Genomic DNA, 13,579 nt, shown 5'->3' with positions numbered 1-13,579 from the left:
TCGGCCCGCCTCGCGGGCGGGAGCAACAGCAGAGGGCCCGGACAAGCTACCGTTGCACCATGAGTGACACCACCGAGCAAGCCCCGAGCGACGCCACAGAGCAAGCCGACACGACGCCGACGTTCGCCGATCTGGGCTTGAGCGACCAGGTCCTGAAGGCCATCCGCGAGATCGGCTACGAGACCCCTTCGGCCATCCAGGCCGCCACGATCCCCACCCTGCTCGACGGCCGCGACGTCGTCGGGCTCGCGCAGACCGGCACCGGCAAGACCGCGGCCTTCGCCCTGCCCATCCTCTCGCGCCTCGACGTGTCGGCCAAGAAGCCGCAGGCCCTCGTGCTGTCGCCGACGCGCGAACTCGCGTTGCAGGTCTGCGAGGCGTTCGAGCAGTTCGCCTCCGGCATGCGCGGGGTCCACGTCCTGCCCGTCTACGGCGGCCAGGCGTACGGCGTCCAGTTGAGCGCGCTCCGCCGCGGCGTCCACGTCGTCGTCGGCACGCCCGGTCGCATCATGGACCACCTCGCCAAGGGCACCCTCGACCTCAGCGAACTCAAGTACCTGGTGCTCGACGAGGCCGACGAGATGCTGAAGATGGGCTTCGCGGAGGACGTCGAGACGATCCTCGCCGACACCCCCGACGACAAGCAGGTGGCCCTGTTCTCGGCCACCATGCCGCCGCAGATCCGTCGCATCTCGAAGCAGTACCTGAACGACGCCGAAGAGATCACGGTCAAGGCCAAGACCACGACCTCGGTCAACACGACCCAGCGCTACCTGATGGTGTCGTACCCGCAGAAGGTCGACGCGCTCACGCGCATCCTCGAGGTCGAGAACTTCGAGGGCATGATCATCTTCGTCCGCACGAAGAGCGAGACCGAGACCCTCGCCGAGAAGCTGCGCGCCCGCGGCTACTCGGCCGCAGCGATCAGCGGTGACGTCGCCCAGGCCCAGCGCGAGCGCACGGTCAACCAGCTGAAGAGCGGCAAGCTCGACATCCTCGTGGCGACCGACGTCGCGGCCCGCGGTCTCGACGTCGACCGCATCAGCCACGTCGTCAACTACGACATCCCGATCGACACCGAGTCGTACGTGCACCGCATCGGCCGCACCGGGCGTGCCGGTCGGAGCGGCGCCGCGATCAGCTTCGTCACGCCGCGCGAGCGTCGTCTGCTGGGTGCGATCGAGAAGGCCACCCGCCAGCCGCTCACGCAGATGCAGCTGCCGACCGTCGAGGACGTCAACAGCACGCGCCTCACCCGCTTCGACGACGCGATCACCGAGGCCCTGTCGCAGGACAGCCGCATCTCGGCGTTCCGCGACATCATCAGCCACTACGTCGAGCACCACGACGTGCCCGAGGCCGACGTCGCCGCCGCACTCGCGGTGGTCGCCCAGGGCGAGACGCCCCTGCTGCTCGACCCGAAGGACGAGCGCCCGCAGCGCGACGAGCGTCCGCTGCGCGAGCGCGACGACCGCGCCCCGCGCGCTGGTCGCGACGACGACCGGGGCGAGCGCCGTGAGCGTGGCCCGCGGACGTCGAAGCCGATGACCGCCTACCGCATCGAGGTCGGTCGCCGTCACCGTGTCGAGCCGCGTCAGATCGTGGGTGCCCTGGCGAACGAGGGCGGTCTGAGCCGCGACGACTTCGGGGCGATCCAGATCCGCCCCGACTTCTCGGTCGTCGAGCTCGCCTCGGACGTCTCGAGCGACATGCTCGACCGCCTGAGCGACACCCGCATCAGCGGCAAGCTCATCGAGATCAAGCCCGACCGCCGAGGAGGCGCGCCCCGCCGCGACGACCGCCCCGACCGGTCGCAGGGTGGCGAGCGGCCCGCCCGCAAGCCCCGCTACTAGACACCCGGCCGCACGGCCCACGACGCCGACCCGGCTCCCGCCTGGTCGGCGTCGTCGTGTCCGGGCGGTTCGTCGGCGACCAGCGGTCGCGCACGGGCGAGTTCGTCGTCCCCGGTCCGCTGAGTCGCCCGTCCACCACGAACTCGCCCGTGAACCCACCGTCCCCGCTGAACGGAGTCCGATGAGCACCCCGCCCTCCCCCGGTGGCACCGACGCGCTGTTCGGCGTCGTGCAGACCGCCCTCACGATCGGCAGTGCCATTCCGTTGCTGCTGTCGGTCGTCGCGCTCGTGCTCTTCGGCCAGATGAGACGTCGGCTCTCGGCCGGCCTGCCGGGAACGCCGGGCACGCGCCGCCTCGCCGACGACTCCCGCCGACTGCACGACCTGGCCCGGGTGAGCCTGCTGGGTGCCGCGTTCGGCCTCGTGCTGCTGGTGATCGGCCATCTCGTCGTCGGCCTCGGCACGACGCAGGGCCTCGCGGCGGCGTTCGCCGGGCCGCTCGCACCCGTGACGATCGGTGCGGTCGTGCTGACCGGCCTCGCGGCCGTGGCGCTGGTGACGTCGCCGGCGCCGCCCGCGCCTCCTGGACGTCTCTGACCCCGTTCGACGTCGGCTCGGGCCGTGCTCGTCGAGTGGGCAGAAACGGTCCTTCCCGGCCCAACGAAGGACCATTTCTGCCCACTCGATCGGTGCTCACCCCGGGCGGGCACCAGGGACGGCTCACCCACGGCCCGGGGTGACGCGCGGCCCCGGGTCGGTACCGTGGCTGGATGACGTCGTCGACGGAGCCCGGCGGTGTCGACGTGACCGGCGCTAGGCCGGGGTCGCGGCGTACTCCGCCGCCAACACCTCGCCCAGCCACGCGGCGAGCGTCGCGGCGGCCGGCACCGACGACGACCGCTCGACGTCCGGGTTGTAGTTGGTGTTCGTGTTGACGTCGTAGGGCACGGAGCGGCCGTCGACGGTCTCGATGAACTCGATGCCGGCGACCTCGATGCCGTGCTCGGCGACGAAAGCCTCGAGACGCCGTACGAGCGGGTGCTCCGCGGTGACCGACGGGCGCACCGCGAACGGCGCGAACGTGGCCGGGTCGGCACCGTCGGGCACGACGCACGCGTCGGCGGGGCACAACTCGAAGCTGCCGGCCGAGGTGTCGACGCGCACCGCGTAGACGAAGCGCCCGCCGACGAACTCGACGCGTGTGTTGAAGGGCTCCGCGGCCTGCAGGAACTCCTGCAGCAGGGTGATCCCGTCGACCGGCACCTCGAAGTCGGGCCCGTCGACGTACGCGTCGAACGAGTCGAGGTCGTCGAAGCGCCGCACACCGAGGCCCTTGCCGCCCTGGTTGTGCTTCGTGATGAACGGCAGCGTCTGCTCGCGTGCCCGGGCCTTGAGGTCGGCGGTGCCGAACACGGCGGTCGTCGCGGGGACGTCGAACCCGGCGGACGCCAGCGCCAGGTACTGCGCCACCTTGCTCACCTCGAGTTCGACGACACCGCTGCCGTTGATGGTCCGGCGCCCGTGCCGTTCGGCCCAGCGCAGGGTCGCTCGCGCGACCTCCTTGGCCGTCCCCCGGCCGCGCGTGTGGGCCGAGCCGCTCAGCCGCGACCAGAACACCCCTTCAGGAGGCGCGGCCGCGAGGTCGAAGGACGTCCCGTCGAGCAGGTGCTCGCGGTGGGGCACCCCCGCGGCGTCGAGCGCGGCGACGAGCGGCGGCAGCCACTCGGCGTTGTCGTGCAGCACGTGCACGACGGGTGTCGGGTCGGCGTGGTCGATCGGCGAGGTCATCGTTCGATCGTGCACCCTTCGGGCCCGGGGTGCCAGCACCGACCATCACGCGCCCCATGCGGACCGGACGATCGCGCACAGTGCTGCATCGTCGTCGGCGAGCGTCGAGCACTCGCCCGTCGCGGCCTGGCCGACCGTCTCGGTGGCGAGGTCGGCCGCCCCGCGCACGTCTCGCCGGAACGTCACGACGGTCCCGGCCGGTGCCGTCCGAACCGCGCCGACGACGTCCGCCAGGGCGGCGTCGGTGGCGGCGTCGGTGGCGGCGGCGTCGTCGTCGAGCTCGATGCTGATGCGGCCTTCCGTGGCGGTCACGGCCACGCCTTCGATCCGGGGTGCGGCCACGATGGCGCCCGTGACGGTGGCGAGCACGACGAGTGCCTCGGGCCGACCCGAGAACGAGAGACCCCTGCGGTCGGCTGCACCGGACGAGACGCGGATCTCGTCCATCCCGGACACGGCCGCGGAACCACCGATGGCCTGCATCGCGGGCACGACGCCCTCGAGCCCCGACGTCCATACCTCGACCGACCGGGCGCTGATCGCCGAGTAGGTGACCGTGTCGGACGCGACGACGTCCACCAGCGACTCGGCGGCGGACAGGTCGCCGTCGAGCTCTCGCCGTTCGTCCGGTGACGAGACGAAGCCGATCGAGGTGCCGGGCACCTCGGACATCCGGACGAGGACGCCGGCGATCCGTGCCGCTCGCGGGGACGCCTCCGCCACCTCGTCGCGCGAGTGGTGACCCGTGACGCTCGGTGTGTCGAGGTCGACCCGGATGCCCTCCGGCAGGACCTCTACCCGCCCGGCCCCGAGATCTGCAGCCCCCACGGCGTCGAGCAGACGGGCCTGGTCGGCGGCGTCGAGGACGACGTCGGACGTCGCGGGATCGTCGAGGACCGAGGGGAACCCGGAGACGTTCTCGGTCACGAACCGGCGGGTGTCCGGGCTCCACGCCGTCACGTCGACGTCGGCCAGCTGGGCCGCGGCGTCCCGAAGGGAGCGTGCCCGCTGCCAGGCCGAGACGACGTCCGACGAGTCCGAGGGGACCACCGTGATCCCGAACCCCTGCCGAGGCGAGTCGTCCCCGGTCGCCCCGTCCTCGCCGAACGCGTGCGTGGCGAGGGACACCTCGGCGAAGACCGCGTCGTCCGCGACGCGACGCGCGAGGTCGAGCTGGGCCGCCGTGTCGCCCTCGTCGGCGAGCACCTCGAACGAGACGGTGCCTCGCCGGACGTCGACGAACCGCCAGCCGGAGGAGTCGCCGACGTTGCGGGCCACGAACGGCCTGATGCGCTCGGCGACGGCTTCGAGGTCGTCGTCGGAGAGGTCGTCCTCGACCACGACCGTGGCCTGGGCCTCCGCGACGCCGAGGGGAGAGTCGCTCCCGGCCGACTCGATCTCGACCACGCCGCCGACACCGTCCATGAGCGACTCGAACCGTTGGAGCAGGTCACTCGAGCTGGCGCATCCGGCGGCGAGGGCGAGGACGGCCACGACGACGGTCGCCACGACGCCCCGCCTCGACCTGATGCCCATCCCCATGCCCATCCCCATCCCCCCATCCTGGCCGCTGCGGACGAGGAGCGACACCGTCGCCGAGCGGAGCGTCACCAGTTGGTATCGTCGTCCGACGACTGCCGGAGGTCTTGCTTGGTGAACCACCCGTCGGGGCACGACGACGCCCTGAGCCGCGACGACGTGCGCGCGGCGTACGAAGACGACCCCACCTGGGCCCTGCTCCGCGGCTACAACGCCCGCTGGATGCTGCCGCTCTTCTCCCGCCACCTCGAACACGCCGAGGGTCCGGTGTCGGCCGACTGGTTCCACCGACAGGTCGCCGACGCCCTCGAGCAGAACACGGCCGAGCAGGCGGCGTCCGAGCAGGCCGCGCTCGAGCAGGCGGCGTCCGAGCAGGCCGCCCCCGAGCACCCGGCGTCCGAGCGGGCGACGACCGAGCGGGACTCCGAGGAGGCGCGGCCCGCGTCCCCGACGCCCGTCGCCACGCCGGCCCCCACCGAGCAGAAGACCACCCCGGCCGAGTACTGCCGCAGCTGGGTCGAGAGCCGTTGGCTCGTCCGCACCCGCGCCTCCGGACCGGACGCCCGTGCCGAGTACCGCCTGTCGCCGCATGCGCTCAAGGCGCTGCGCCTCGTGCGCGACCTCGTCGAGCGCGACAACGCCGTCAGCGAGGCCCGCCTCGGCAGCATCGCCCACGCCGTCGGGCAGCTCGCGGGCCTCGCCGACCCCAGCCGCGAGTCGCAGCTCTCCCGGCTCGACGAGCAGATCGCCGAGCTCGAGCGCCGCAAGGCCGAGATCGAGCGGCACGGCACCGAACCCAGCGCTCCCGACGTGCTGCGCCGTCAGGTCCGCGAGGTGGTGCGTCTGACCGCGTCGCTGCCCGAGGACTTCCGCCAGCTCGGCGCCATGGTCGAGCAGCGGCACCGCGAGGTCGCGCGCCGGGCCTCGTCCGAACACGTCGGCAAGGGCGCGCTCGTCGACCAGTACCTGCGCGACAACGACCTGCTCGAGCAGACCCCCGAGGGACGCGCCTACCGCGGCTTCGCCCAGATGCTGTCGTCGCGCGGGATCGACGTCATGCGCGCCGACATCGAGAAGGTCCTCGCGCAGCCCGACGCGGCCGCACAGCTCACCGAGCGGCAGCGCACGCAGCTCGAGTCGCTCATCTCGTCGCTGCTCGCCGAAGAGCAGAGCGTGCAAGAGACGTACGGCCGGTGGACGTCCTCGCTGCGGCGCTTCCTCAGCCGGTCGGGCTCCGACCAGCAGCAGCGCCTGCTCACCCTCGCCGACCGGGCGCTTCACGCGGGCGGCGTCTGGGCCGAGCGCCGGCCGGGCCACGCCATGCTGCCCGTCGAGCACGGCGACGGGCTCGGCCTCGGGGCGCTCGACGTCCGTGACGTCAGCCAGGTGCAGCTGCACACCGACCGTGCGCGGCCGACGGTCGACGTGCAGGTGACCATCGGCGACGCGTCCCTGCCGGAGGCCGACCGGGCCGCCCTCCGCCTCACCTCGGGCACGAGCACGGCGGCCGTGTCGGCGACGATCGACCGGCTGCTCGTCGACCGCGACGAGGTCACGAGCGTCGACGTCTACCAGGCGACCGAGCCCGGGTTCCGCCGCCTCGCGCTCGTCCTCAGCATGCTCGACCTCGCGCTCGAGCGCGGCGTCGTCGGCGACGACACCGAGACCGTCGAGCTCGTCGGCGATCCCGCCGACCCCACGACGTCAGGAGGCGCGGGTCGGCAGGTCACGCTGCCCCGCCTCGTGTTCCGGCGTGACCCCGCGGGGCCGCCCGGGGCCGAGCCGGGCGTCGAGCCCCACGCCCCCGACCGCACGACCGGCACGACCAGCACGAAGGACCTCGCATGAGCCCCGCAGCCCCCTCGGACGAGACCGGCGTCGACGAGGCGACCCGCGCCTCCTCGGCCGAGGCGACCGCCACCTCCGCCGACGACTCGGCGCGCGCCTCCCGCGATGCCTTCGACGACGGCGACGCCGACGACGCGGCGGCCGGTGGCGTGCCGGACGCGCTGCCGCTGGCCGGACGCAAGGCACTCGTCACGCTGCTGACCCACCGGTTCGTGTCCCGCGCCCGGCAGCAGGAGGCCTGGGCCGGCCTGCTCGCCCACGAGCCCGAGATCCGGGCCCGGCTCGAGGAGCTGTTCCTGGTGCTGGTCGTCGACCACGACCACGAGGTCGCCTTCAAGCGACAGGGCGGCGAGGACGACGTGCCCGTGCTGCTGCGCCGCGAGAAGCCGCTGTCGCGGGACGCCTCGCTGCTGATGGTCTTCGCCCGCCGGGAGCACGCCTTCACGGACGGGCTCGACGAGGCGATCGTGATCTCGAAGGACGCCGTGGCCGAGTTCCTCGGTCGGTACCACGACGACTCGGGCTCCGACGAGGTGCGCGCCCGCCGCCGGGTCGACGCCGCCATCGCCGCGCTCGTCGCCCGAGACCTGCTGACGGCCGAGCCCGACGACCCCGAGCTGTTCGTGGTCTCGCCCGCGATCGTGCCGCTGATGACCGCCGACCGACTCGCGCACCTCGAGCGGGTGTACCTCGAGGCGGCGGGCGTCGAGGGCGACCCGACCGACGAGGACGAGGTCGGTACCCCCGCCGACGCGGACGCGGCCGAAGCGGAGGTCGACGCCGATGCCGGCGCCGACGCCGACGAGCCCGCCGTCGAGGTCGAACCCGATCCCGATCCCGCCGACGACGACCCCGCCGACACGGTGGAGGACACCCCCGACGCCGAACCCGACCCGACCGCCGTCCCGCTCGACCTCGACCTCGACCTCGACCTCGACCTCGAGCCCGAGCCGGCGCACGACGCCGGCACCGACACCGACCCGGAAGCACCCCAGGCATGAGCATCGCCGACACCCCGCCCGACCTCGGCATGTTCCACTCGGGCCAGTACCGCATCGAGCAGGTGCAGCTGCTCAACTGGGGCAGCTACGCCGGCCTGCACCGCATGCCCGTGGGTCGCGGCGGCATCGCCATCCTCGGCCCGACCGGCCGCGGCAAGTCGACCGTGCTCGACGCGATGGCCGCGGTCATCATGCCCAACCCGCAGGAGTTCAACCGCGCCGCCCGCGACGACAGCCGGCAGCGGTCCGAGCGCACCGTCTACAGCTACGCGCGCGGCAAGACCGACGAGGTCCGCGACGCCGCCTCCGACCGCACGACGACGCGGTTCCTGCGTCCGCTCGGCCAGGCGTTCCCGAGCGGTGCGGCCATCACCTGGTCCACCGAGCTCGGCCAGACGGTCACGGCCGTCCGCGTCGCCTGGATCGGCGAGGACACCGCCAGCCAGGACGACGTCACCCAGGCGAGCGTCTACCTCCTCGTGCAGGGTCGCTTCGACCTCAGCCGCCTGGCCGAGGTGACGCGCGAGGGCACGAGCCAGAACCCCCTGACCCGTGGCTCCCTCGCCCGCCTGCTCGACCCCGCCCACGACCTCGCGACCTCGTCGCAGCCCGAGCTGCGGGTGCGGTTGTGCGGTCAGCTCGGCATCGGCGGCAGCGACGAGTCGCAGCTCAAGGCCCTGACCCTGCTGCGTCGGGCGCAGGCGTCCAAGGGCGTGTTCTCGATCGACGACCTGTTCAAGCAGTTCGTTCTCGTGCAGCCGCAGGCGCTCAGCCGCTGGGAGACCACGCTCGCCACCTACCGCGAGGCCTCGGCGCTCTACGACGTGTTCGAGACGACCCGCAAGAAGCTCGACGTGCTTGAGGCCGTGCCGACGCTCGCCGACCGGTACGAGCTCGCCGGACGCGACGGCTCGGCCAAGCGCCGCCTGCTGGTCGACGACGACGGGCCCAGCCGCCTCCGCGTCTGGTTGGCCGAACGCGTCGGCAGCTGGGTCAGCGGCGAGGTCGACCGCGTCACGACCGAGAAGCGCGAGCAGGGCGAACGCCGGAGGCGCGCCCAGGCGGACGAGCAGCTCGCGTTCCGGTCCCGTGAACAGGCCCTGGCGCGGATCAGCGAGCTCGGGGGCGACCCCACGCAGTCGCTCCGCGAGCACGTGGCCGCCGCCGAGGCCGAGCTCGCCGCCGTCGAGCGCACCCGCGGCCGGCTCGCCACCGCGCTCGACGGGACCGGCGCGTCCCTCCCCCGCGACGACGAACAACTCGCCGCGCTCGGGCAACGTGCCGACCGCCTCGCGGCCGACGACGCGGCCGCCCGGGCCGCGACCGCCGACGCCCGCAGCGACCTCGCCGCCCGCATCGGCGAGACGAAGCGCTCGCTGGCCGCCCTCGAGAAGCAGAAGCGGTCGTTCGAACAGCGCCGCAGCAACGTGCCCGACGACGCGATCGAGCGACGCCGGCGCATCGCCGAGGGGGCGGGCGTGCCGGTGTCGGAGCTGCCCTACGCCGGCGAGCTGTTCGAGGTCGCGCCCGAGCACGCCGGGTGGGCCGTCGCGATCGAGCGCGTGCTCGGCGACCTCGCCACGCACCTCCTCGTGGACCGCGCGCACTTCGACGCCGTGCGCCGCTGGGTGGACGAGAACGACGTGCGGGGACGCGTCACGCTCGTGCCGGCGACCACCGGGGCCGATCCGACGCTCACCCCGGTCGACCGCACCGTGCCCGCCATGGTGCGGCTCGACCCGGCCAGCCCGTTCCGTGGCTGGCTGCACGACGAGCTCGTCGCCGACCGCAGCGTGCTCTGCGTCGAGGGTCCCGACGACCTCGGCGGCCCGCGCCCGTCCGGCACCCGCGGTGCCGTGACCCGGCGCGGCCTCCGCACCGGCTCGCGCGACCGCGTGATCAAGGACGACCGGTCGACCCGTTCGTGGATCGGGCTCGACAACGCGGCCCGGATCGCCGAGCTCGGCGACGAGATCGTCGACCTCGAGGCCGTGCTGGCCCGGGTCCGCGGCGAGTACGACGCGATCGAGGCCGAGGCGGTCGAACGCCGCCGCGTCGCCGACGCCGTCGCCCGCGCGAAGGAGTTCACCTGGGACGAGCTCGACACCGCCCCCGCGCAGGCGAGGCTCGACGACCTGCGCGCCCAGCTGGACCGCATCGCCGTCGAGCGTCCCGAACTGGCCACGTTGCAGGCCGAGGCCGCGCAGCACGACGACGACCGCTCGGCCGCGACGCGCCGCCTGGCCGAGATCGACCAGGTGCTCGCGCAGCTCGACGAGAAGCACGCGACGCTCGTCGACATCGAGGACGAGTTCGCGGACGCCGCCGACGCCGACCCCCTGACCGACGACGAGCGGGCACTCCTCGCCCCGCTGCCGTTCGCGGCACCGCGTGAGGCGACCGACGTCGTGCGGCTGTACCGGGACGCGGCGTCCCAGCTGCGGGCCCAGGTCGACGCGCACGACCGCGACCGGGCGAACGCCGAGTCGACGCTCGTCGTCGTCTTCGAGCGGTACCTCGAACTCGACCGCACCGCGGGCATCGACGCCACGATCGAGAGCCTGCCGGCGGTCCGGGCGATCCACCGGCAGCTCGTCGAGGACGACCTGCCGCACGCGAGACAGCGCTGGCTCGAGAGGGCCGGCAGCGACGTCGGCGACAGCCTGCGGGCGCTGCTCGTCCAGATCGAGGAGGACGGCCACGTCATCCGCCGCGGCGTCCGCCCCATCTCGCAGGCCCTGCGGTCGATCGAGTTCCGGCAGGGCTCGACGCTCGACATCGAGCCGCGGCCGGTGTCGAACGGCGACCTGCTCGAGTTCAAGCGGACGCTGCGCGAGCACACGGGCGGGGCCGGGAGCGGGGGCACGTCCGAGGGACGCGCCTCGGACGTGCGGGCCCCGGAGGCGCGGGACGCGTCCGAGGTCGAGCGCCGGTTCCTGAGGCTCCGCCGCGACCTCGCCCACCTCGAGGAGAAGTCGAAGGTCGGTGACGCCTGGCGCCGCCGGGTGCTGGACGCACGGGAGCACTACCAGTTCCGGGCGATCGAGACCCGCGCCGACGGGACGCAGATCGTGCACGAGGGCGTGGCCGGCAAGTCCGGCGGCGAGGGGCAGGAGCTCATCGCGTTCGTGCTGGGGGCCGCCCTGCGGTTCCGGCTGGGAGACGGCACCGACCGGGTGCCGACCTACGCGCCGATCGTCCTCGACGAGGGCTTCGTCAAGGCCGACGCCGAGTACACCGGTCGGGCCCTGGCGGCGCTGACTTCCCTGGGCTTCCAGCTCGTGGTGGGCGCGCCGCGCGACAAGGTCAACGCCTTCGAGCAGCACGTCGAGAGCGTGGCGTACATCTCGAGCGATCCGTCGAACCCCGAGCTGTCGCGCATCTACCCGCTGACCATCCGGCAGGCGATCCAGGTCGAGCAGCACGGTCTCGACCCCGCCGCGCTCGCCTGACCCGCGCCTCCTCGTCCCCCTCCGTCCGAGTGGGCAGAAGATGTCCTCCGCACGCCCGGGAAGGACATGTTCGGCCCACTCGGACGCAGGGAAGGCCGCTACGCGGCGCCCGGCGCGAGGAAGCCCGTCTCGTAGGCCAGGATCACCAGCTGCGCCCGGTCGTGGGCGTCGAGCTTGGTCATGATGCGGTTGACGTGGGTCTTCGCGGTGTGCGGCGAGATGACCAGGTCGCCGGCGATCTCGGCGTTGGCGCGACCCCGGGCGACGAGCAGCAGCACCTCGCGCTCACGGTCGGTGAGGTGCGCGAGCCCGGCCGGCACGGCCGGCGACGACGCCCCCGACGACGACTCCCCTGACGACGTCGTCCCCGGGACCGATCCCGCCCCGCCGCCATTCGGCAGCACGTACTTCTCGATGAGGCTGCGGGTCGCGACGGGCGACAGCAGCGACTCCCCCGCGTGGACGGCCCGCACCGCCCGGACGATCTCGTCGGGCTCCGCGCCCTTGCCGATGAACCCGCTCGCCCCGGCGCGCAGGGCGGCGACGAGGTACTCGTCCTCCTCGAACGTGGTGAGGATGAGCACCTTCGTCCCGGCGAGCAGCGGGTCGGCGCAGATCTCGGCCGTCGCGCCGATGCCGTCGAGCTCGGGCATGCGGATGTCCATCACGACCACGTCCGGACGCAGGGCCGACGCCCGCATCACCGCCTCCCGGCCGTTCACGGCGTCGCCCACGACCTCGACCCCGTCCTCGCCGTCGAGGATGTCGGTCACGGCCTGACGGATCAGCGGCTGGTCGTCGACGACGAGCACGGTCGTCACGAGGCTCCCCCGCTCCCACCGGACGAGGCGGACGAGCCGGCCGAGCCGGACGAACCGGCCACGTCGACCCCACGGGTCACCGGCAGCACGGCCGCCAGCCGGAAGCCGCCCGGCGTCGGCCCGGTCTCGACGACGCCCCGCACCGAGGCGACGCGTTCGCGCAGACCGAGCAGCCCGTACCCGCCACGGACGTCCACCGCTTCGGGCGCGTCCTTCGACGCCGGCACGGGGTTCGTCACCACGACCGACACCTCGTGCTCGTCGACAGCGACGAGCACGTGCGCACGGTGTTCGGCACCGTGCTTGCCGGCGTTCGTCAGCCCCTCCTGCACGACCCGGTACGCGACGAGGTCGACCGCGCCCGTGACCGCGGCGAGCGGGCCCTCGACCCGCGTGCTCACGACGAGGCCCGCGTCGGCGAACCCTGCCACGAGCTCGTCGAGTCGTGCGAGGCCCGGCTGCGGCGACGCGACCCGCTCGGAGTCCCCGGCGCGCAGCACCTCGAGCAGGTCGCCGATCTCGCCGAGGACGGTCCGGGAGGCGCGGCGGATGGTCGCGAGGGCCGTCACCGCCTTCTCGGGTCGCGTCTCGATCGCCGACGACGCGACGCCCGCGTTGAGGCTGATCACCGAGATCTGGTGGGCGACGGCGTCGTGCAGGTCGCGAGCGATGCGCAACCGCTCCTCGGCCACCCGGCGCGAGGCCTCGGCCTCACGGGTGCGTTCGGCTCGCTCGGCGCGTTCGGTGACGGCCTCGATGTACTCCCGTCGGGAGCGGCTGGCGTCGCCCGCCGCGGCGGCGAAGGCGACCAGGAGCGTGAACTGGACCACGGGCAGGTCGACGACGCGTCCCCCCACCCCCAGCAGGCCGAGCAGGGCGACGGCCAGGACCGTGACGACCGTCACGACGATGGTGCGGCGGCGCGGGGTCCGCGCGGCCACGGCGAAGACGGCGATGCCGGTGGCGAGGACGACGCCCGGTGCGAGCGTGCCGAGCAGGGCGGCGATGCCGAACAGGCCGACGATCGCGGCGAGCACCGGGACGGGGCGTCGACGACGGAACGGCAGCAGGACGACGGGGGCGAGGACGACCGCGACGGCCAGCCCGCCGGTCGGCCGGAACCCCGCGACGGGGAAGGGGGCGAACGCCGCACCGACGACGAGCACCGCGGCGAGCGTGTCGCCCAGCCACCAGGGGACGCGAGGTCGCGGGTAGGCGGGCTCGCGCCTCCTGCCGTCCGTCGTCGTCATGACCCCATCGTGCCCTGGAACGGCGG

9 protein-coding genes are annotated in these 13,579 nt (G+C 73.5%); 5 read left to right on the top strand and 4 right to left on the bottom strand.

Annotation, left to right across the window (positions count from 1 at the left end):
* Nucleotides 1–59 precede the first annotated feature (59 nt).
* On the top strand, nt 60–1,853 hold the full coding sequence (locus EDF21_RS00300; protein ID WP_056044815.1) for a DEAD/DEAH box helicase: 1,794 nt from the start codon (nt 60–62) through the stop codon (nt 1,851–1,853).
* 181 nt (nt 1,854–2,034) lie between these two features.
* A complete protein-coding gene (locus tag EDF21_RS00295) occupies nt 2,035–2,451 on the top strand; it encodes a hypothetical protein (RefSeq protein ID WP_123569942.1) in 417 nt (138 codons plus the stop codon).
* 216 nt (nt 2,452–2,667) lie between these two features.
* Here the strand turns inward: EDF21_RS00295 and EDF21_RS00290 are convergent, their stop codons facing one another.
* Both EDF21_RS00290 and EDF21_RS00285 read right to left on the bottom strand, forming a co-directional pair.
* The gene (locus tag EDF21_RS00290; RefSeq protein ID WP_123569941.1) at nt 2,668–3,642 is read right to left on the bottom strand and encodes a RimK family alpha-L-glutamate ligase; all 975 of its coding nucleotides are present in this window, start codon (nt 3,640–3,642) and stop codon (nt 2,668–2,670) included.
* Nucleotides 3,643–3,687: 45 nt separating this feature from the next.
* Nucleotides 3,688–5,151, bottom strand: coding sequence for a hypothetical protein (locus tag EDF21_RS00285; protein WP_158612821.1), 1,464 nt, complete (start codon nt 5,149–5,151; stop codon nt 3,688–3,690).
* Nucleotides 5,152–5,295: 144 nt separating this feature from the next.
* On the opposite strand from EDF21_RS00285, the gene EDF21_RS00280 reads away from it, so the two are divergent.
* The 3 genes from EDF21_RS00280 to EDF21_RS00270 are packed head-to-tail and all read left to right on the top strand — an operon-like array spanning nt 5,296 to nt 11,482.
* A complete protein-coding gene (locus tag EDF21_RS00280; protein WP_158612820.1) occupies nt 5,296–7,029 on the top strand; it encodes a DUF3375 family protein in 1,734 nt (577 codons plus the stop codon).
* Nucleotides 7,026–8,030 (top strand): DUF4194 domain-containing protein, encoded by a 1,005-nt coding sequence (locus tag EDF21_RS00275; RefSeq protein WP_123569938.1) that lies wholly within the window; start codon nt 7,026–7,028, stop codon nt 8,028–8,030. Before EDF21_RS00280 ends, EDF21_RS00275 begins: the two co-directional genes overlap by 4 nt.
* Nucleotides 8,027–11,482, top strand: a complete 3,456-nt coding sequence (locus EDF21_RS00270) for an ATP-binding protein (RefSeq protein WP_123569937.1) — start codon at nt 8,027–8,029, stop codon at nt 11,480–11,482. Before EDF21_RS00275 ends, EDF21_RS00270 begins: the two co-directional genes overlap by 4 nt.
* A 98-nt stretch (nt 11,483–11,580) precedes the next feature.
* Here EDF21_RS00270 and EDF21_RS00265 read toward each other — a convergent pair whose 3' ends face one another.
* A complete protein-coding gene (locus EDF21_RS00265; protein WP_123569936.1) occupies nt 11,581–12,303 on the bottom strand; it encodes a response regulator transcription factor in 723 nt (240 codons plus the stop codon).
* The gene (locus tag EDF21_RS00260; RefSeq protein WP_123569935.1) at nt 12,300–13,553 is read right to left on the bottom strand and encodes a sensor histidine kinase; all 1,254 of its coding nucleotides are present in this window, start codon (nt 13,551–13,553) and stop codon (nt 12,300–12,302) included. The genes EDF21_RS00265 and EDF21_RS00260 overlap by 4 nt, the downstream gene beginning before the upstream one ends.
* Between the last annotated feature and the right edge of the window lie 26 nt (nt 13,554–13,579).

Source organism: Frigoribacterium sp. PhB118 (assembly GCF_003751725.1).
GTDB lineage: Bacteria > Actinomycetota > Actinomycetes > Actinomycetales > Microbacteriaceae > Frigoribacterium.
This window is presented reverse-complemented; position numbering and strand designations above follow the sequence as displayed.

Coding starts and splice junctions, on each gene's coding strand:
- EDF21_RS00270 (WP_123569937.1), top strand. CDS start 8,027: ATGAGCATCGCCGACACCCCGCCCGACCTCGGCATGTTCCACTCGGGC.
- EDF21_RS00295 (WP_123569942.1), top strand. CDS start 2,035: ATGAGCACCCCGCCCTCCCCCGGTGGCACCGACGCGCTGTTCGGCGTC.
- EDF21_RS00260 (WP_123569935.1), bottom strand. CDS start 13,553: ATGACGACGACGGACGGCAGGAGGCGCGAGCCCGCCTACCCGCGACCT.
- EDF21_RS00300 (WP_056044815.1), top strand. CDS start 60: ATGAGTGACACCACCGAGCAAGCCCCGAGCGACGCCACAGAGCAAGCC.
- EDF21_RS00290 (WP_123569941.1), bottom strand. CDS start 3,642: ATGACCTCGCCGATCGACCACGCCGACCCGACACCCGTCGTGCACGTG.
- EDF21_RS00275 (WP_123569938.1), top strand. CDS start 7,026: ATGAGCCCCGCAGCCCCCTCGGACGAGACCGGCGTCGACGAGGCGACC.